This is a genomic window from Novosphingobium sp. Gsoil 351 (assembly GCF_009707465.1).
In the GTDB taxonomy this organism is placed as follows: domain Bacteria; phylum Pseudomonadota; class Alphaproteobacteria; order Sphingomonadales; family Sphingomonadaceae; genus Novosphingobium.
This window is the reverse complement of the sequence record NZ_CP046120.1, coordinates 2,088,906-2,107,977: the sequence shown is the minus strand read 5'-3', so window position 1 is coordinate 2,107,977 and position 19,072 is coordinate 2,088,906. Positions and strand designations below refer to the sequence as shown.

Here is a 19,072-nt window from a genome sequence, read left to right as displayed (position 1 = left end):
ATGGACGGCGGCAATGAAAGAAAACGGATCGCCGTCTACCGCGGCCGGGGGCAATGCGGCCGATCCCGTGCTCGAACCGCTGACCGGGGAGACGCGCGATGGCCTGCCGCTATCGCTCAACCGGGCCGCCGCGCCCGACGTTTCGCCCTGGGTCGCGCGGATCATGTCGGCCGAAGTCCGCGCGCCCGCGGGGACCACGATCCGCTGCAACATGTTCAACGACGCGGCCAACCTGCGGGTCTTGTTCCACGGGCGGTGGGGGGCTGAAACCGTCGACGGCCCCGCCAGCTACAACCTGGGCAACCAGGGGCAGGCGCTGTTCTTCGGACCGCTGTCGAAGTGCATGCCGATCACCGTCGACGGCAGCTTCAAGGTCGCGGGCCTGTCGCTGCGGCCCGGGGCCGAATACGCGATGGGCGGGATGCTGCCGTCGGCTTCTATGGACCGGATCATCGATTTCGATGGGATCGTCGGGCACGGTCGGCTGGGCGACCGTTTCGACGTTGCCGCCGGGCACGATGCCTGGGCCGATCGCTTCGAGGAATTGCTTCGCGAATTCATCGCCCTGCGCCGGCCGCCCCCGCCCGATCCGGTGACCACCGCGTTCGATCGCTTTGCGTTTGCCAGCCCCGACGCCCCGGTCTCCGAATTCATCGCGACCCACGGGGTGACGCAGCGCACGCTCGAACGCATCGTCAAGCGCGACTTCGGGATGACCCCCAAGCAGGTTCTGCGCCGCGCCCGCGTGCTCGACATGGCGTCGCAGCTGCTCGGTGTCGCCGCGCCCGACGAAGCCGAGGCGCTGGCCTTGCGGTTTTTCGACCAGAGTCACCTGATCCGCGAGTTCTCGCACTTCTTCGGGATGACCCCCCAGCAGCTCACGCGTCGCGCCAACCCGCTGCTGCGGATCACGCTGGAGGGGCGCCAGGCGCGGCGGCTCGAGGAACTGCGGCGGATCGAACCGGGCGCCACGCCGTGGCGGGCAGGGCCGGCCTAGTCGAACAGGCTCGATACGCTGCTCTCGTCCGCAATCCGGCGGATCGCTTCGCCGATCAACGGAGCGATGGGCAAGATGCGGATGCGCTCGCAATCCTTGGCCGCATCGGTCGGCAGGATCGAATCGGTGATCACCAGTTCCTTGAGCGCGGAATTGTCGACTCGCGCCACCGCGCCGCCCGAAAGGACGCCGTGGGTGATGTAGGCCGACACGCTCGCCGCCCCAGCATCCATGATCGCCGCGGCGGCGTTGCACAGCGTGCCGCCCGAATCGATGATGTCGTCGATCAGCACGCAGGTTTGCCCGCGCACGTCCCCGATGATGTTCATCACCTCGGAGCTGCCGGGCTTGTCGCGGCGCTTGTCGACGATCGCCAGCGGTGCGTTGTCGAGGCGCTTGGCCAGCGCGCGGGCGCGGACGACGCCGCCGACGTCGGGCGAGACGACCATCAGGTCCTGCCCGGCGGTCTGCTCGAGGATATCCTGCGCCATCGTCGGCGCGGCGTAGAGGTTGTCGGTGGGAATATCGAAGAAGCCCTGGATCTGCCCGGCGTGCAGATCGACCGACAGCACCCGGTCGGCGCCCGCGTGGGTGATCAGGTTGGCGACCAGCTTGGCCGAGATCGGGGTGCGCGGGCCGGGTTTACGATCCTGCCGGGCATAGCCGAAGTACGGCACCACCGCGGTGATCCGGCGGGCCGAGGCGCGGCGCAGCGCATCGATGCAGATCAGCAGTTCCATCAGGTTGTCGTTGGCGGGAAAGCTGGTCGACTGGACCACGAACACATCCTCGCCGCGGACGTTCTCGTGGATTTCGACGAACACTTCCTCGTCGGCGAAGCGGCGCACGCTGGCGTCGGTGAGCGAGGTTTCCAGGTATCCCGCTACCGCCCGGGCCAGCGGCAGGTTGGAATTTCCGGCCATGATCTTCATTGCGCTTCTCCCGCCCCGAGCGTCCCGGCCTTAGCCAGCGCCGGGAGCGGATTGCAATAAGCGAAGGCGCTACCTATCCCCGGCGACATGGCTGAATCTCTCGGTATCGTCCTCGCCCAGCTCAACCAGCGCGTCGGCGACCTTGCCGCCAACGCCGAGGCCATGCTCGCCACGCGCGCCAGCCAGCCGCAGGCCGACCTGATCGTGTTCCCCGAACTGCACCTGATCGGCTACCCGCCGGAGGATCTGGTGCTCAAGCCCGCGCTGATCGAGCGCGCCGCGGCCGAGCTCGAGCGGCTGGCCCACGCCACCGCCGACGGCGGCCCGGCGATGCTGGTCGGCAGCGTGTTCGTGCGCGACGGCGCGCTCCACAACGGGGTCGCGCTGCTCGACAGCGGCAGAGTGGTCGCCACCCGCTTCAAGCACGAGCTGCCCAACTACGGCACCTTCGACGAGAAGCGCCTGTTCATGCCGGGCCCGCTGCCCGAGCCGGTGCTGTTCCGCGGCTGCCTGCTCGGCCTGCCGATCTGCGAGGACATCTGGCATCCCGAGGTCTGCCGCCATCTCGCCGAAGCGGGCGCCGAACTGTTCATCTCGGTCAACGGCAGCCCCTACGAGATCGACAAGGACGAGCTCAGGATCGACGGGGTGGCCAAACGCCGCGCGATCGATACCGGCACGCCGCTGATCTACCTCAACCGCGTCGGCGGGCAGGACGAGGTCGTGTTCGACGGGGCCAGCTTCGTGGTCGGCCCCGAGGGCGCGGTGTGGGTCCAGTTGCCCGACTGGGAGGAGGCGGTGGTCGCCACCCGCTGGGTGCGCACGCCCGCCGGTTCGGGCAGCCGCTGGCGCTGCGAGCCGGGCGAAGTCTACGATCTCGCCGGACATCCCGAGGACATCTACTGCGCGATGGTCCTGGCGCTGCGCGACTATGTCGACACCAACCGCTTTCCCGGGGTTGTGCTGGGGCTGTCGGGGGGATCGACAGCGCCATCTGCGCGGCGATCGCCGCCGATGCGCTGGGGCCGGAACGGGTGTGGTGCGTGATGCTGCCCAGCCGCTACACCAGCCAGTCGAGCCTCGATGACGCCACCGAATGCGCGCGGCTGATCGGCTGCCGCTACGATACCATCCCGATCCAGCCCGCGGTCGACGGGTTCGATACGATGCTTGCGGGCAGCTTCGCCGATGCCGCGGTCGACATCACCGAGGAGAACCTCCAGTCGCGCATTCGCGGCGTGACGCTGATGGCGCTGTCCAACAAGTTCGGGCCGATGCTGCTGACCACCGGCAACAAGAGCGAGATGAGCGTCGGCTACGCGACGATCTACGGCGACATGGCGGGCGGCTACAACCCGCTCAAGGACGCCTACAAGATGACCGTGTTCGCGATCTCGCGCTGGCGCAACACCGCGCGGCCCAAGATCGGGCTGGGGCGCGAGGGGCGGGTGATCCCCGAGAATATCATCGCCAAGCCGCCGAGTGCAGAGCTGCGTCCCGACCAGAAGGATTCGGATTCGCTGCCGCCCTACGAGGTGCTCGACGGCATCCTGCTGGGCCTGGTGGAGCACGAGAAGAGCGTCGACCAGCTCGTCGCCGACGGGTTCGAACGCGAGACGGTCGAGCGGATCGAGCGCCTGTTGCATCTGGCCGAATACAAGCGCCGCCAGGCCCGCCGGGGGTCAAGCTGGGGATGCGCAACTTCGGCCGCGACCGCCGGTATCCGATCACGCATGCGTTTCGAAGCGGTTGAGCGAATGACCATCGTCACCCGCTTCGCGCCGTCGCCCACCGGGCGGCTCCACGTCGGCAACATCCGCACCGCGCTGCACAATTGGATGCTCGCGAGGAAGAGCGGCGGGCGGTTTCTGCTGCGGATCGACGATACCGACGCCGAGCGTAGCCGCGAGGACCACGTCGTCGCGATCCGCGCCGATCTCGGCTGGCTGGGGCTGCACCCCGACGGCGAGGAACGGCAGTCGGCACGGTTCGGGCTCTACGAGACCGAATTCGCCAGACTGGCCGCGGCGGGCCGGGTCTATCGCGCCTACGAGACCGCGCAAGAGCTCGACCTCAAGCGCAAGGTCCAGCTCGGGCGCGGCCTGCCGCCGATCTACGACCGCGCCGCGCTGACGCTCACCGAGGCCGATCACTGACGCCATGGCGGCGCGGGGCGTCGCGCCCCACTGGCGGTTCAAGCTGGATCATGCCGCACCGATCGAATGGCTCGACGGCGTCCGCGGGCCGCAGCACTTCGATCCCCGGCAGATGTCCGATCCGGTGGTCCGCCGCGCCGACGGCTCGTGGCTCTACATGCTGCCCAGCGCGATCGACGACGTTGCGATGGGGGTGACCGACGTGCTGCGCGGCGAGGACCACGTCTCGAACACCGCCGCGCAGCTCCAGATGTTTGCGGCGCTGGGCGCCGGGGCGCCGCGCTTCGCCCACGAGGCGCTGTTGGTCGGAAGCGAGGGAAAGCTATCCAAGCGGCTCGGCTCGCTCGGGGTCGATGCCCTGCGCGAGGCGGGGATCGAGCCCGAGGCGCTCGTTGCCTTGCTCGCCCGGCTCGGCACCGCTGACCCGGTCGATCCCAAGCTCACCGTGGACGAGCTGGTGGCCGGCTTCGATCTGGGCCGCTTCGGCCGCGCCCCGGCGCGGTTCGACGAGGGCGAGCTGCACCGCGTCAATGCCGGCATCGTCCACCGCCTGCCGTTCGCCCGCGTCGCACACCTGCTGCCCGATGGGATGGGCGAGGCGGCGTGGGATGCGATCCGCCCCAACCTGTCGCATATCGACGAAGCCGCCGACTGGTGGCGGGTGGTGACGGGGCCGGTCGAGGCGTCCGCCGTCGCGGCCGAGGATCGCGACTATCTGGCCGGGGCCGCCGCGGTGCTGCGCGACGGCGAATGGGGCGACACCCCGTGGCAGGCGCTCACCGCCGCGCTCAAGCAGGCCACCGGGCGCAAGGGCAAGGCGCTGTTCCTGCCGCTGCGCCTGGCGCTGACCGGGCGCGATCACGGCCCCGACATGGCCGCGCTGCTGCCGCTGATCGGCCGCGACCGCGCGGCCGCGCGGCTCGAGGCCGCCGCCAGCGGCTGATCCGGGTGTTCAGGCCGCCACCACCTCGTCCTGAACCTGGGCCGCTTCGAGCAGGCGCTTTTCAATGGTCCGCAGCCGACTGCCCTCGATCTTTCCGCCCAGCAGGTCGGTCACATAGAAGGTGTCGACCGCGCGCTCGCCATAAGTCGCGACATGTGCCGAATGGACGATCAGCCGCGCCTCGAACAGCGCCCGGGCCAGCCGGTTGAGCAGCGCGGGCCGGTCGCGCGCGCCGACCTCGACCACGGTGAAGCGGTTCGAGGCGGCGTTGTCGAACAGCACGATCGGCTTGACGTCGAACGCCTCGGCGCGCGCGCGGGCAAGCGGGCGCGCGGCGAGCTGGGGCACCAGCTTGACCCGGTTGGCCAGCGCATCGCCGATCGAGCGGGTCAGCCGCTTGAGCTGGCCTGCGTCGTTGAACGGGCGCCCGAGCGGGTCCTGGATCAGGAAGTTGTCGACCGCCATCCCGTTGCGCGCGGTGTGGATCCGCGCGTCGATGATGTTGCCCCCGGCCAGGTGGATGCCCCCGGCGATGCGGTAGAACAGCCCCGGGTGGTCGGCCGCCAGCACCGTCACCAGCGTTGCCCCGCGCGCCGGATAGTACTCGGCCTCGACCGTCAACGGGTGGCCCAGCGCGCGGTCGAGCTGGACGAGGTTGAGCGCGATGATGTCCTCGGGCTCGGCGATCCAGTAGGCGTCGCCAAGCTGCGCGCCGATCGTGCCGACCAGCGGGCTGCGTTCGGCCAGCCGCTCGGCGACCGCGTGCTTCTTCGCCGCGATTCGCTGGGCGCGGCCGCTCGACTTGTGGCCGAGGCGGAGCATCTCCTCCGCCGCGCTGAACAGTTCGCCCAGGAGCTGGCGCTTCCAGCTATTCCAAACCCCCGGCCCGACCGCGCGGATGTCGACCACGGTCAGCACCAGCAGCTGGCGCAGACGCTCGACCGATTGCACCTGCGCGACGAAATCGGCGATCGTCTTCCAGTCGGCGAGGTCGCGCTTGAACGCGGTCGCGCTCATCAGCAGGTGATAACGCACCAGCCACGCGACGAGTTCGGTCTCGCCGTCGCTCAACCCCAGCCGCGGGCACAGCTTGAGCGCGACTTCGGCGCCGAGCACCGAGTGGTCGCCGCCGCGGCCCTTGGCGATGTCGTGGAGTAGCGTGGCGACGTAGACCACGCGGCGGCTGGCGAGCTTGGGGATCACCTCCTGCGACAGCGGATGGTCTTCGCTCAGTTCGCCCGCCTCGATCCGGGCGAGCAGCCCGATCGCACGGATGGTGTGTTCGTCGACCGTGTAGTGGTGATACATGTCGAACTGCATCTGCGCGTTGACCCGGCCGAAGTCGGGCACGAAGCGCCCGAAAACCCCCGTCTCGTTCATCCAGCGCAGCGCGTCCTCGGGGTTCTTGCGGCTGGTCAGCAGGTCGAGGAACAGGGCGTTGGCGCGCTTGTCCTTGCGCACCGCGGCATCGATCAGGCGCACGTCGCGCGCGGCCAGGCGCATCGCGTCGGGATGGATCTCCAGCCCTTCGCGATTGGCCACGACGAACAGCTCGACCAGCCGCACCGGATCGGCCGCGAAGAAATCGTCGCCCGCCAGCGAAAGCTTGGCGTTGTCGACTACGTAGTCGCCGATCTTGCGGTTCTTGCGGCGCAGGCCGGCAAAAAACCCACGGTTCGCCTTGGCGAACTGCTCGTCGAGCTGGGCTAGGAACACGCCGGTCAGGCTGCCGACCTTCTTCGCGGTCAGGAAATAATACTGCATGAAGCGCTCGACCGCGCTCTTGCCCGGACGCTCGGCGAACCCCATCCGCGTGGCCACCTCGCGCTGGAGATCGAAGGTCAGGCGGTCCTCGGCGCGCCCGGTGACGAGGTGCAGGTGGCAGCGCACCGCCAGGAAGAAGTCGTCGGCGCGGCGGAAGGCGCGGTATTCCTCGGCGCTGAACAGCCCGACATCGACCAGTTCCGACGCGCTGCGCACTTTGTGGATGTACTTGCCGATCCAGTACAGCGTGTGGAGATCGCGCAGCCCGCCCTTGCCTTCCTTGACGTTGGGCTCGACGACATAGCGGCTGTCGCCCACCCGCTTGTGGCGCTCGTTGCGCTCGGCCAGCTTCTCGGCGACGAACTGGCGTTCGGTGCCGGCGACGACCTCGGCCTGAAAGCGCCGCGCGGCGGTGTCGTAGAGCTCGCGGTCGCCCCACACGTAGCGTCCTTCGAGCAGCGCGGTGCGGATCGTCAGGTCGGACTTGGCCATGCGCACGACATCGTCGGGCGAGCGGGTCGAATGGCCCACCTTGAGGCCCAGATCCCACAGGAAATAGAGGATCGCCTCGATCGCCTGCTCGCACCAAGAGGTCGCCTTCGCCGGGGTCAGAAAGGCTATGTCGACGTCCGAATGCGGGGCCATTTCGGCGCGGCCATAGCCGCCGACCGCCATGATCGCGAGCCGTTCGCCGGTGCTGCGGTTGCCCAGCGGATAGACGTCGTCGATCACGTGGTCGTGAATCACCCGCACGAGCTGGTCGACCAGGAAGGTGTGACCGCGGGTGCATTCGTGTCCGGCGGTGGGGTGGAGCGCCAGCCGCCCCGCGAGCTCCTCGCGGCCCGCGCCCAGCGCCTCGCGCAACAGCGCGACGATCGCCGGACGCGCCTTGGCCGCGTCGCTGGCCACCGCCGCGCCGATCCCCTCGGCGAGCACGCGCCGGTCGAGGATCGCGCGTTGGTTGGGCAGGCGGTCCATGGTCATCGCCCGGTCTTTCGCACCCCGGACCCGCTCATGTCGAGCGAAGTCGAGACATCCGGCGTACCGGGCGAGCGTTGCGCGCGATGTCTCGACGGTCGCCCGCTGCGCGGGCTGCCCGCCATGAGCGGACCTTGGAGGATCGGCCGGGGTTCAGGAAGGACTCAGCCCTTCCACTCGGCCGCATAGCGCGTCCGCAGCGCACGCTTGTCGACCTTTTCGGTGCCCAGGCGAGGCAGCGGCTCGGTGACCTGCCAGAACTTGGCGGGGACCTTGAACGGCGCGATTTCGCCGGCGACGAAGGCGCGCAGCGCCTCGGGATCGAGCGTGCGGCCCTCTTCGGCCTGGTACACCGCCACCGGAACCTCGCCGAACCGCTCGTCGGGCAGCCCGAACACGCTGGCCTCGGCGACATCGGGGTGGGCGTAGAGCGCGGTCTCGACCTCGATCGACGAGATGTTCTCGCCGCCGCGGATGATGATGTCCTTCTTGCGATCGACGATGAACAGATAGGCGTCCTCGTCGAGGTAGCCGAGATCGCCCGAGCGGAACCAGCCGTCCGCGGTGAACGCGGCGGCGGTCGCTTCGGGGTTGTTCCAGTAGCCGACGAAGTTGCAGATCGAGCGGATGCAGACTTCGCCGATCGTCTCTTGCGGTAGCATCTTACCGTCGTCGTCGAGAATTCCCAGTTCCGCCAGGGGCGGAGAGGCGCGCCCGGTGCTGCCGGGCTTGGCCAGGTAGTTCTCGTTGAAGTTGCCCGCGCCCACTCCGTTGGTCTCGGTCAGGCCATAGCCCAGGATCGGGAACGAATGCGGCAGCGCCTCGCGCAGCCGGCTGACGTGCTCGGCCGGGCGCGGCGCGCCGCCCGCGGCGAAAGTGACGCACGTCGACAGATCGTACTTGTCCTTGTCCGGGTGCGTCGCGATCTCGTAGCTCATCAGCGGAACGCCGACGAAATAGGTGATCTTTTCCGCCTCGATCAGCCGCATCGCCTCGGTCGCGTCCCACTTGGGCATCAGCACCAGCTTGCGCCCCAGCGCATAGCTTTGCAGCAGCAGCGGAACCTCGCCGGTGACGTGGAACAGCGGCACGTTGACCAGTGCGGTCGGCTGGCTCGAGGGCAGCTCGCCGCGTTCCTCCATCAGGCCGAGCACCGCGATCGACTGGGCGAGATAGTTCATCGTCCCCTGGGTCACCCCGCGGTGGTCCGACCACGCACCCTTCGATTGACCGGTCGAGCCGCTGGTGAACAGCATCGTCGCGCGGTCGTCGGGGCCGACCTCGGGCAGCGCGGTATCCGCGCCGCCGCCCTTGGCGGTCAGCGCGGCGAGGCCTTGCGCGGGCGGGCAATCGTGGAGCAGCGGGAGGATCGTCGCGCCATGATCGAGACCCTCGAGCCGCTTGGCCCGCCCGGCGTCGGCCAGCACCAGCTTGCACGGGCCGAGCCTGATCCCCTCGGCCAGTTCGCTCCCCTGCCACCACCCGTTGAGCAGCGTCGCGCACCCTCCCGCCATGATGACAGCCATGTAAGCGACAATCCAGCACCCGGAATTGCGCGCGGCGATGCCGACGAAATCGCCCTTGCGCACGCCGTGCCCGGCGACCAGGCCGCCCGCCGCTTCGCGCGCCGCGGCATAGGCCTCTGCAAAGGTCAGCCGCAGCGGGCCGTCGACGATGAACTCCTTTTCGGCATTGGCGGCGCTGAAATGGGCGAGGTATTGCGGCAGCGCGGGCGGCGCCTGGACCAGCAGCGGCATGTCCACCCCGAACCGCGCGACCCGAAACTGGGCCGTCTCGAGCAGGCCGCCGGGTGCGTAGTGTCGCTCGAACGCGCGTTCGAGATCGAGATCGAGCTGGCTCGGCATTTCTGTTTTTCCTTTCATCGCCGCGGCAGCGGCGACCCCTTCCCTGATTGGCCCGATTTCGGTTTGCCTGTGACCCCGGCTGTCCCTAAACCGCGCCCCAAATGCCCTCTGTGGGGCAGTTACACGCCTTTCCTAAGGAGAATTGACAGTGCTGTCACTAGCGGCGGCCGCCACCGACATGCTCGCCACGGTCAGCGCGGCGGGTGGTGCCGCGGGCACCGCAGTGGCGGCCGGCACGGCGGTGGTCCAGCCATTGCACTGGGAGGATCTGGGGCTTTCTCCGGTGGCGCTCGACCTGGGGTTCTTCACCCTAAAATGGTACAGCCTTGCCTACCTGGCGGGGATTCTGCTGGGCTACTGGCATCTTTCGCGGATGATCAAGGCACCCGGTGCGCCGATGGCCCAACGCCATGCCGACGACGTGTTCTTCTACGCCACGCTGGGGATCATCCTGGGTGGGCGGCTGGGCTACACGATCTTCTACGCACCCGAGCTTTGGAGCCACCCGGCCGACGTGCTCAAGCTGTGGGAAGGCGGCATGAGCTTTCACGGCGGCCTCGTCGGCGTGCTTCTGGCGCTTGCCTGGGTCGCGTGGAGGAACCGGCTCTCGTTCCTGCGCCTGGCGGACTACATCGCGGTCTGCGTGCCGTTCGGGATGATGTTCGGGCGGCTCGCCAACTTCGTCAACGGCGAGCTGTGGGGGCGGGTGACCGAAAGCCGCGTGCCGTGGGCGATGGTCTTTCCCGGCGCTGGAGACCTCCCGCGCCACCCCAGCCAGCTCTATGAAGCAGGGCTGGAAGGGCTGACGATGGCGATCGTGCTGCTGACCCTCTTTTGGAAGACCGACGCACGCTGGCGCCCCGGAGTGCTGGTCGGCACCTTCGCGTTTGGGATCGCGGTTGCGCGCTTCACCGTCGAATTCTTCCGCCAGCCCGATGCCCAGCTGCTCGATTTCGCGCAGCGCACCGGGCTGTCGATGGGCCAGTGGCTGACCATCCCGCTGATGGCGGTCGGGTTGTTCTTTCTGATCCGCGGTCTGCTCCGTCCGCGCCTGGGCAGCGGGGTGGCGGTGCCGGCGTGAGCGACTCTTCGCTCTCAGCCATCTTCGCCCGTCTGATTGCCGCAACCGGGCCGATCAGCGTTGCCCACTTCATGGCCGAGAGCAACGCGCGGTACTATTCGACCCGCGACCCCCTCGGCACCGCCGGAGATTTCGTCACCGCGCCCGAGATCAGCCAGATGTTCGGCGAGCTGATCGGACTGTGGCTCGCCGATCTGTGGATCCGTGCCGGTCGCGACCAGCCGGTGCACTACGTCGAGCTCGGCCCGGGACGAGGCACCCTGGCGCGCGACGCGCTGAGCGCGGCCCGGCGCTGCGGGCTGACACCGCAAGTCCACTTCGTCGAGACCAGCACCGCACTCAAGGCGCAGCAGCAGGCGCTCCACCCCACCGCGCAATGGCACCACGATCTGGCGACCTTGCCTACGCTCGGACCCCTGCTGATCGTCGCCAACGAATTCCTCGATGCATTGCCGGTGCGCCAGTTGGTCCGTACCTGCGCAGGCTGGCGCGAGCGGATGATCGGGCACGACGGAAGGGCCTACGCCTTCGTCGCGGGGTCGCAACCGATGGATGCGGCGCTGCCCGGCGCATTTCGCGACGCCCCCGAAGGCACGATCGTCGAGACCTGCCCCGCGGCGGCGGCGGCGATCGGCGAAGTCGCCGAGCGGCTGGCGGCACAAGGCGGCGCGGCGCTGTTCATCGACTACGGATCCGACCGGGCGCAAGCGGGCAGTACGCTCCAGGCGGTGCGGGCGCATCGCCGGCTCGATCCGTTCGCCGCGCCGGGCGAGGCCGATCTCACCGCGCACGTCGATTTCGCGACGCTCGCCGGGATCGCCCAGTCGCGCGGCGTGCGCTGGCTGGGCACGGTCGCGCAAGGCCATTTCCTGCGCGCGCTGGGCATCGAGACCCGCGCCCAGAACCTCGCGGCGTGCGCTCCCGAACGCGCCGAGGCGATCTTCGCCGCGCGCGACCGGCTGATCGAGGAGGACCAGATGGGGGCGTTGTTCAAGGTCATGGGGCTGGCCGCGGCAAGCTGGCCCGACGCGGCCGGATTCTGAATTCACCCGTGGTTGCGCGCTGTGCGGGCGGATCGTCCGAAAATGCTGTTGGCAAGCGCACCCGCCATAGGTATCAGGCCCGCCAAGCGGGGGATCCGCGCCTTCGGGCGCCGGCCGTTGCACAAGGCCGCAAGGGGGCAATCCTGGCGTGCCTTGACGATTCGACGAAGGGGCAGGCCGCCGCCCGGCGACCGAGCGATAAGGGTTTCGAATGGCACAAGAGGCGATCATCGAAGCGCCGAACCCGGCAACCGGTGACGGCGCGCCCGACGACGGGGTTCGGCGTCGCGACTTCATCAACATCGCCGCCGTCACGTTCGCCGGGGTGGGCGGATTGGCCGCGCTCTATCCGCTGGTCAGCCAGATGGCGCCGTCGGCCGACGTGCTCGCCGAAAGCTCGACCGAGATCGACATCTCCTCGATCCAGCCGGGCCAGGCGATCAAGGCGGTTTGGCGCAAGCAGCCGGTGTTCATCCGCAACCTGACCCCGGCGGAAATCGCCTTGGCGGACAAGGTTTCGGTCGCGACCCTGCGCGATCCTCAGACGCTCGCTGAGCGGACCAAGGAAGGCAAGAAGAACTGGCTGATCACGATGGGGGTATGCACCCATCTCGGCTGCGTTCCCCCTGGGCGCTGGCGAAGGCGAGACCAAGGGCGAGTTCGGCGGATATTTCTGCCCTTGCCACGGCTCGGTCTACGATACCGCGGCGCGGATCCGCAAAGGCCCCGCGCCCAAGAACCTCGAGGTGCCGGAATACGCCTTCAATTCCGATACCGTGGTCAAGATCGGCTGAGGATAGACACGCGATGAGCTTCCCCTGGGCGAACCATTACCAGCCGAAGGCGCCCGTGATGCGCTGGCTTGACGAAAAGCTGCCACTGCCGCGCTTCGTCTACAACGCGGTAGGCGCTGGCTATCCGGTGCCGCGCAACCTGAACTACTTCTGGAATTTCGGGGTGCTTGCCGGCTTCATGCTGGTCGTGCAGATCCTCACCGGGGTGATCCTGGCGATGCACTACGCGGCCAACGCCGGGGTCGCGTTCGATTCGACCGAGCACATCATGCGCGACGTCAACTGGGGCTGGCTAATCCGTTACGGCCACGCCAACGGCGCCTCGATGTTCTTCGTCGTGGTCTACATCCACATCTTCCGCGGCCTTTATTTCGGTTCGTACAAGGCCCCGCGCGAGATGATCTGGCTGCTTGGCGTGGTGATCTACCTGCTGATGATGGCCACCGGGTTCATGGGCTACGTGCTGCCGTGGGGGCAGATGAGCTTCTGGGGGGCCAAGGTCATCACCGGGCTGTTCAGCGCGATTCCGCTGGTCGGCACGCCGCTGCAGGAATGGCTGCTCGGCGGTTTCGCGCCCGACAACGCCGCGCTCAACCGCTTCTTTTCGCTCCACTTCCTGTTGCCGTTCGTGATCCTAGGGGCGATCATCCTCCACGTCTGGGCGCTGCACATCCCCGGCTCGTCGAACCCGACAGGGGTAGAGGTGAAGACCGAGAGCGACACAGTCCCGTTCCACCCGTACTACACGGCCAAGGACGGCTTTGGGCTGGGCGCGTTCCTGATCCTGTTCGCGTTCATGGTGTTCTTTGCGCCCAACTGGCTCGGCCACCCGGACAACTACATCCCGGCCAACCCGCTGAGCACGCCCGCGCATATCGTCCCCGAATGGTATTATTGGCCGTTCTATGCGATCCTGCGTTCGTTCACTTCGGACTTCTTCTTCGTCCCGGCCAAGCTGATGGGCGTGCTGGCGATGTTCAGCGCGATCCTGCTGCTTTTCTTCCTGCCATGGCTCGACACCTCCCCCGTGCGTTCGGGCAAGTACCGTCCGCTGTTCCGCAAATTCTTCTGGTTCGGCCTGATCCCGTGCGTCCTGATCCTCGGCTATTGCGGTGGGTCGCCGGCGGAAGAGCCCTACGTGCTCGTCGCTCAGCTTGCGACCGCGTACTACTTCCTGCACTTCCTCGTCATCCTGCCGATCGTCTCGTCGATCGAACGGCCCGAGCCTATGCCGTATTCGATCACCGAAGCAGTGCTGGGCAACGACGACAAGGCCGTGCTCGCGCCCGGATCGGTCGCTTCCGCCCAACCCGTTCCCGCCGCCTGACGCGACACTAGGACAAGAGCAAAGCCCATGGTTCGTATCTTCGGGATCCTCGCCGGCCTGTTCTTCGCGGTCGCGGTGCTGTGGTCGTTCGTCGTCGGCGCGATCACCTTCGCCGAAGAGGGCATGCCCAAATCGGTCGAGCGTTCATTCCACAAGCACCCCAAGGAGGTCCATTTCGCCAGCGACGGACCCTTCGGCAATTTCGACAAGCAACAACTCCAGCGCGGATTTCAGGTCTACAAGGAAGTCTGCTCGGCGTGCCATTCGCTGCGCCTCGTGGCGTTCCGCGATCTGAGGCAGCTCGGCTACAACGAGGCAGAGGTGAAGGCGATCGCCAAGGGCTTCCAGGTCCCGGGACTCGATCCTAGCACGGGAGAGGTCAACACCCGCCCCGGCCTGCCGACCGATTATTTCCCCAAGCCCTTCGCCAACGACATCGCCGCGCGCGCCGCCAACAACAACGCGATCCCGCCCGACCTGTCGCTGATGACCAAGGCCCGCCACGACGGCCCGGCCTATGTCTATTCGCTGCTGACCGGGTTCACCGAGCAGGAAGGCTATAAGAACGAGAAGGGCGAGGAACTGCTCAAGAAGTTCCCCGACGCCAAGACGCCGGATGGGCTGCACTTCAACCCCTATTTCGCCAACCTCAACCTGGCGATGGCTCCGCCGCTGACCGGCGAGGGACAGGTCACCTTTGGCGACGGGACGAAATCGACCGTGCCGCAGATGGCGAAGGACGTTGCCGCGTTCCTCGTGTGGACCGCCGAACCCAAGCTGGCGAAGCGCCACCAGACCGGCTGGCCGGTGCTGCTGTTCCTGATCGTCCTGACCGGACTGGCCTATGCCGCCTACCAGAACGTCTGGCGCGACAAGAAGCACTGATCTGATTTCCATGCCCCGCTCATGTCGAGCGAAGTCGAGACATCTGGCGCAATGGTCGAACGTTGCGCAGCATCCCTCGACTTCGCTCGGGATGAGCGGGATGGGTTGCGGTGGCGGGTGACCGCGGGCCAATGACCCCCGCCGAGCTTCGCGCCCTGATCCGCACCGTCGCGGACTTTCCCGCGCCTGGCATCCTGTTCCGCGACATCACCACGCTGATCGGCCATCCCGAGGGCTTCGCCGCCTGCGTCGGCCATCTTGCCCAGCGCGCGCAAGCGTCAGGCGCCGAGCTGGTCGCAGGCATGGAAGCGCGCGGGTTCATCTTCGGCGCGGCAGTGGCCGCCCAGCTCGGCCTGGGGTTCCTGCCGGTGCGCAAGCCGGGAAAGCTGCCGGTACCCGCGATCGGTATCGACTACGCGCTCGAATACGGCACCGACCGGCTCGAAATCGATCCCAGCGCGGTCTTGCCGGGCCAAAAGGTGGTGATCGTCGACGACCTTATCGCCACCGGCGGCACCGCGCTCGCTACCGCCGCACTTCTGCGCCAGGCCGGAGCGGCGGTCAGCCACGCGCTGTTCGTGATCGACTTGCCCGACCTCGGCGGCGCCGCTCGCCTGCGCGAAGCCGGGCTGGAGGTCGATGCCCTGGTGGACTTCCCCGGACATTGACCACGAGATTGACCTAGGTGACGCTCGCCCTATAGGGCGGCGCAAGCGCGGGTATAGCATAGTGGTAATGCACTAGCCTTCCAAGCTAGCTAGAGGGGTTCGATTCCCCTTACCCGCTCCATGCCTCCATGTTGTCGATCAGCCTCGTGCCGCCGATCCGCGCCGCGACCAATAGTCGCGCGAAGTCGGTCGGGCGTTCGGTCAGGGGCGCGAAGGTCTCGGCATCGCGCAGTTCGGCATAATCGACCGCCGCGAAGCCGCCGCTGAGCAGGGCTGCGATCAGGCGGTTGAGCGCTTCGGGCACCGCCTTGCCCCCGCTGATCTCGGCGATAGCCTTCTTCATCGCCGCGGGTAGGATAGCGGCGCGGGTACGGTCGTCGGCACTCAGATAGGCGTTTCGCGACGACAGCGCGAGGCCGTCGGCTTCGCGCACGGTCGGGCTGCCGCTGATCTCGCGCGGGAATGGCAGATCGAGGTCGCGGACCATCCGGCGGATCACCGCAAGCTGCTGCCAGTCTTTTTCGCCGAACAGCGCAAGGTCGGGACGGACCTGGTTGAACAATTTGCACACCACGGTGGCGACGCCATCGAAGTGACCGGGCCGCTCAGCGCCGCACAGACCCTCGCTGACGCCAGAGACCGAGACGTTGGTGGCATAGCCCGCCGGGTACATCTCCGCCGCGCTCGGGGCCCAGACGATGTCCACCCCGATCGGCTCGAGCAACGCGCAATCGCGCGCCAGTTGGCGCGGATAGGCGTCGAGATCCTCGTTCGCCCCGAACTGGCGCGGATTGACGAAGATCGAAACCGCGACATGCGCGGCGCGTGCCTTCGCCTCGCGCACCAGGTTCAGATGGCCGTCGTGGAGCGCGCCCATCGTCGGGACCAGCGCCAGCCGTCCCCGCAGCCGCGTGCGCGCAGTTCTCAACGCTTCGATGGTGTGGATGGTTTGCACGCCGCCCCGCTTGTAGCCTAATGGCCCGCGTATCGCAGGAGAAAGCTCGCAAGTCATGCCCTGTCCCGCAACTGGCCCCCATCGGATCGTCTTTGCCAACGAAAAGGGCGGCACCGGCAAGTCGACGACCGCGGTCCACGTCGCGGTCGCGCTCGCCTATCAGGGCGCGAAGGTTGCGGCGATCGATCTCGATTCGCGCCAGCGCACGCTCCACCGCTATCTCGAGAACCGCGCCGAAACCCAGCGCCGCCGCGGCATTCGCCTGCCCGGCCCGGAGTTCGCGGTCTTTCGTGGCGAAACCGTCGAGGCGCTCGACCAGCTCTGCGAAGAGATCGGCGAGGGCCACGATTTCCTGCTGTTCGATACCCCCGGCCGCGATGATCCGTTCGCCCGCCATGTCGCCACCCGCGCCGACACGCTGGTTACGCCCTTGAACGACAGCTTCGTCGATTTCGACCTGATCGGCCAAGTTGATGCCGAGACCTTCAAGGTGCGCAAACTGTCGTTCTATGCCGAGCTGATCTGGGAAGCGCGCAAGAAACGGGCGATGACCACGATCCAGGAAGGCCGCCGCGAGATGGACTGGGTGGTCGTGCGCAACCGCTCGGGCCACGTCGAGATGCGCAATATGCGCCGCCTCGATCAGGCGCTGACCGAGCTGAGCAAGCGCGTCGGCTTCCGGATCGCCCAGGGGCTGAGCGAGCGAGTCATCTACCGTGAACTGTTTCCCTCGGGCCTGACCCTGCTCGACAAGGGTCAGCTCGGCGAACTGGGTACCAGCCACCTGGTGGCGCGGCAGGAACTGCGCCAGCTGGTCGCCGGGCTCAACCTGCCGGTGCCGACCCGGCCCCAACCCGAACTGGCGCTGAGCGGGACGGGCGCATGAGCAAGCTGATCGTCCTGCTTATCCTGGCGAGCGTCCTCTCTCGGATGCTTGCGGGCAAGTGGCCGTGGGAGCTGTTCAGGGCCGCCAGCGCATCGTCCGACGAGGCGCAGGCGCGCGCGGTGCTGGGGGTGGTACGCGGCGCCAGCGCGGCGGATATCGCCGAAGCCCACCGCCGCCTGATCGCCCGAGTCCATCCCGATCGCGGCGGGTCGAGCGAGCGAGTCCACGAGGCCAACGCTGCGCGCGATCTGCTTCTCGCGCGGCTGCCGGGGAACCCTTCTTCCTCTCGCGATTAAAGCATCGTCCGCTCGTCCCGAGCGTAGTCGAGGGACAGGGCGTCACGTGTCTCGACATCGCTCGACAAGAGCGGGTCTTTTCGATTTAGGACGGCTCCATGAATCACACCTTCCACCCCACGTCATTGCGCGAATACGACATCCGCGGGATCATCGGCGAAACGCTCGGGCCCGACGATGCGCGCGCGATCGGGCGCGGCTTCGCGACCAAGTTACGTGAGGCCGGGGGATCCAAGGTCGCGGTCTGCTACGACGGGCGGGTCAGTTCGCCGATCCTCGAGCATGCGCTAGTCGAGGGGCTGAACGCGAGCGGGTGCGACGTGGTGCGGATCGGCATGGGGCCGACCCCGATGCTGTACTACGCCGAAGCCTCGATGGAGGACGTGCACGGCGGCATTCAGATAACCGGCAGCCACAATCCGGCGAACTACAACGGGTTCAAGATGGTGTTCCAGGGCCGGCCGTTCTTCGGCGAGGACATCGTCGAGCTCGGCCGGATGGCCGCCGCCGGGCAGTGGGCCTCGGGCAACGGGACGAGCGAGACGCGCGAAGTCATGCCTGCCTACATCGACCGGCTGGTCGAAGGGCTAGCCGGGATCGGCGACGATCGCCTCGCCGGACTTCGCGTCGGTTGGGACGCTGGCAACGGCGCGGCGGGGCCCGCGCTCGAGGCGCTCGTCGCCCGGCTTCCGGGCGAGCACTTCACGCTGTTCACAGATGTCGACGGGAATTTTCCCAACCATCATCCCGATCCCACCGAGGAAAAGAACCTCGCCGATCTTCGCGCGCTGGTGGCGGACAAGCGGCTCGATTTCGGAGTGGCCTTCGACGGCGACGGCGACCGGATCGGCGCGGTCGACGGCACCGGGCGGATCGTATGGGGCGATCAGCTGCTGATGATCTATGCCGAGGATCTGCTGCGGATGGTCCCCGGCGCGACGATCATCGCGGACGTGAAGGCGAGCCGTGCGCTGTTCGAGCGGGTCGCCGAGCTTGGCGGAAAGCCGCTGATGGGCAAGACCGGGCACAGTCTGATCAAGTCCAAGATGAAGCAGACGGGCGCGGAACTGGCCGGCGAGATGAGCGGTCACGTGTTCTTCGCGCATCAGTATTACGGCTACGACGACGCGCTCTATGCGGCGATCCGGCTGATCGCGGCAACCGTCAGGCTGGGCAAGTCGCTGACCGAACTGCGCGGCGAGATGCCGCCGCTGGTCAACACCCCGGAACTGCGCTTCCAGGTCGACGAAAGCCGCAAGTTCGCGGTGGTCGATGAGGTCAAGGCACGGCTCTCGGCGTCGGGCGCCGCGGTGGACGACACCGACGGTGTCCGCGTCACTACCGCCGATGGCTGGTGGCTGCTGCGCGCCTCCAACACCCAGGACGTGCTCGTCGCCCGCGCCGAAAGCGAGGACCAGGCCGGGCTCGATCGGCTGATGGAGCAGATCGATGCGCAGCTCGAGGCCTCAGGCCTCGAGCGCGGCGAACAGGCGGGGCACTGA

13 protein-coding genes, 1 tRNA gene and 3 pseudogenes are annotated in these 19,072 nt (G+C 67.7%); 13 read left to right on the top strand and 4 right to left on the bottom strand.

Translation table 11 applies throughout. The features are described 5' to 3' along the window. Window positions 1-13: 13 nt before the first annotated feature. Window positions 14-997 (top strand): AraC family transcriptional regulator, encoded by a 984-nt coding sequence (locus tag GKE62_RS10180; RefSeq protein WP_154692143.1) that lies wholly within the window; start codon window positions 14-16, stop codon window positions 995-997. On the opposite strand, the gene GKE62_RS10175 is transcribed toward GKE62_RS10180, so the two are convergent. Beyond that, window positions 994-1,929: a ribose-phosphate pyrophosphokinase gene (locus GKE62_RS10175; RefSeq protein ID WP_154692142.1), complete on the bottom strand. Its 936-nt coding sequence runs from the start codon at window positions 1,927-1,929 to the stop codon at window positions 994-996. The genes GKE62_RS10180 and GKE62_RS10175 overlap by 4 nt on opposite strands. Window positions 1,930-2,016: 87 nt before the next feature. Here GKE62_RS10175 and GKE62_RS10170 point away from each other — a divergent pair. Together GKE62_RS10170 and GKE62_RS10165 are read left to right on the top strand one after the other, a co-directional pair. Beyond that, window positions 2,017-3,682: pseudogene (locus GKE62_RS10170) on the top strand (NAD+ synthase). A 4-nt stretch (window positions 3,683-3,686) separates the two neighbouring features. Next, window positions 3,687-5,028: pseudogene (locus GKE62_RS10165) on the top strand (glutamate--tRNA ligase). A gap of 9 nt (window positions 5,029-5,037) precedes the next feature. Here the strand turns inward: GKE62_RS10165 and GKE62_RS10160 are convergent. Continuing rightward, entirely contained in the window at window positions 5,038-7,776 is a 2,739-nt protein-coding gene (locus tag GKE62_RS10160; RefSeq protein ID WP_154692141.1) for a [protein-PII] uridylyltransferase, read from the bottom strand. 158 nt (window positions 7,777-7,934) lie between these two features. Further along, on the bottom strand, window positions 7,935-9,635 hold the full coding sequence (locus tag GKE62_RS10155; RefSeq protein WP_154692140.1) for a class I adenylate-forming enzyme family protein: 1,701 nt from the start codon (window positions 9,633-9,635) through the stop codon (window positions 7,935-7,937). A gap of 178 nt (window positions 9,636-9,813) precedes the next feature. Here GKE62_RS10155 and lgt point away from each other — a divergent pair, with 178 nt between their 5' ends. The 7 genes and pseudogenes from lgt to GKE62_RS10120 all read left to right on the top strand — a co-directional run bounded on the left by lgt (window position 9,814) and on the right by GKE62_RS10120 (window position 15,554). Then, complete coding sequence (gene lgt, locus GKE62_RS10150) at window positions 9,814-10,716, top strand: prolipoprotein diacylglyceryl transferase (RefSeq protein WP_154693667.1); 903 nt, start codon at window positions 9,814-9,816, stop codon at window positions 10,714-10,716. Window positions 10,717-10,787: 71 nt separating this feature from the next. Beyond that, window positions 10,788-11,759 (top strand): class I SAM-dependent methyltransferase, encoded by a 972-nt coding sequence (locus tag GKE62_RS10145; protein ID WP_154693666.1) that lies wholly within the window; start codon window positions 10,788-10,790, stop codon window positions 11,757-11,759. A gap of 211 nt (window positions 11,760-11,970) precedes the next feature. Next, a pseudogene (gene petA, locus GKE62_RS10140) lies at window positions 11,971-12,553 on the top strand (ubiquinol-cytochrome c reductase iron-sulfur subunit). A 13-nt stretch (window positions 12,554-12,566) separates the two neighbouring features. After that, window positions 12,567-13,880 carry a cytochrome b N-terminal domain-containing protein gene (locus GKE62_RS10135; protein WP_154692139.1) on the top strand — a complete coding sequence of 438 codons (1,314 nt, stop codon included), beginning with the start codon at window positions 12,567-12,569 and terminating at the stop codon, window positions 13,878-13,880. A gap of 27 nt (window positions 13,881-13,907) precedes the next feature. Then, on the top strand, window positions 13,908-14,765 hold the full coding sequence (locus GKE62_RS10130) for a cytochrome c1 (protein WP_154692138.1): 858 nt from the start codon (window positions 13,908-13,910) through the stop codon (window positions 14,763-14,765). A gap of 131 nt (window positions 14,766-14,896) precedes the next feature. Continuing rightward, window positions 14,897-15,433, top strand: coding sequence for an adenine phosphoribosyltransferase (locus GKE62_RS10125; protein WP_154693665.1), 537 nt, complete (start codon window positions 14,897-14,899; stop codon window positions 15,431-15,433). Window positions 15,434-15,480: 47 nt separating this feature from the next. Further along, window positions 15,481-15,554, top strand: a tRNA-Gly gene (locus GKE62_RS10120). On the opposite strand, the gene panC is transcribed toward GKE62_RS10120, so the two are convergent. After that, window positions 15,543-16,388: a pantoate--beta-alanine ligase gene (gene panC, locus GKE62_RS10115; protein ID WP_154692137.1), complete on the bottom strand. Its 846-nt coding sequence runs from the start codon at window positions 16,386-16,388 to the stop codon at window positions 15,543-15,545. The two genes, GKE62_RS10120 and panC, sit on opposite strands and share 12 nt — an antisense overlap. A gap of 55 nt (window positions 16,389-16,443) precedes the next feature. Between panC and GKE62_RS10110 the strand changes: the two genes are divergently transcribed. From GKE62_RS10110 to pgmG, 3 genes are all read left to right on the top strand, one after another. Then, a complete protein-coding gene (locus GKE62_RS10110; protein ID WP_154692136.1) occupies window positions 16,444-17,274 on the top strand; it encodes a division plane positioning ATPase MipZ in 831 nt (276 codons plus the stop codon). Beyond that, window positions 17,271-17,570: a J domain-containing protein gene (locus GKE62_RS10105; RefSeq protein ID WP_154692135.1), complete on the top strand. Its 300-nt coding sequence runs from the start codon at window positions 17,271-17,273 to the stop codon at window positions 17,568-17,570. Before GKE62_RS10110 ends, GKE62_RS10105 begins: the two co-directional genes overlap by 4 nt. 98 nt (window positions 17,571-17,668) lie before the next feature. Further along, window positions 17,669-19,072 (top strand): phosphoglucomutase/phosphomannomutase PgmG, encoded by a 1,404-nt coding sequence (gene pgmG / locus GKE62_RS10100; RefSeq protein ID WP_154692134.1) that lies wholly within the window; start codon window positions 17,669-17,671, stop codon window positions 19,070-19,072.

Coding starts and splice junctions, on each gene's coding strand:
- GKE62_RS10180 (WP_154692143.1), top strand. CDS start 14: ATGAAAGAAAACGGATCGCCGTCTACCGCGGCCGGGGGCAATGCGGCC.
- GKE62_RS10175 (WP_154692142.1), bottom strand. CDS start 1,929: ATGAAGATCATGGCCGGAAATTCCAACCTGCCGCTGGCCCGGGCGGTA.
- GKE62_RS10160 (WP_154692141.1), bottom strand. CDS start 7,776: ATGACCATGGACCGCCTGCCCAACCAACGCGCGATCCTCGACCGGCGC.
- GKE62_RS10155 (WP_154692140.1), bottom strand. CDS start 9,635: ATGCCGAGCCAGCTCGATCTCGATCTCGAACGCGCGTTCGAGCGACAC.
- lgt (WP_154693667.1), top strand. CDS start 9,814: ATGCTCGCCACGGTCAGCGCGGCGGGTGGTGCCGCGGGCACCGCAGTG.
- GKE62_RS10145 (WP_154693666.1), top strand. CDS start 10,788: ATGGCCGAGAGCAACGCGCGGTACTATTCGACCCGCGACCCCCTCGGC.
- GKE62_RS10135 (WP_154692139.1), top strand. CDS start 12,567: ATGAGCTTCCCCTGGGCGAACCATTACCAGCCGAAGGCGCCCGTGATG.
- GKE62_RS10130 (WP_154692138.1), top strand. CDS start 13,908: ATGGTTCGTATCTTCGGGATCCTCGCCGGCCTGTTCTTCGCGGTCGCG.
- GKE62_RS10125 (WP_154693665.1), top strand. CDS start 14,897: ATGACCCCCGCCGAGCTTCGCGCCCTGATCCGCACCGTCGCGGACTTT.
- GKE62_RS10110 (WP_154692136.1), top strand. CDS start 16,444: ATGCCCTGTCCCGCAACTGGCCCCCATCGGATCGTCTTTGCCAACGAA.
- GKE62_RS10105 (WP_154692135.1), top strand. CDS start 17,271: ATGAGCAAGCTGATCGTCCTGCTTATCCTGGCGAGCGTCCTCTCTCGG.
- pgmG (WP_154692134.1), top strand. CDS start 17,669: ATGAATCACACCTTCCACCCCACGTCATTGCGCGAATACGACATCCGC.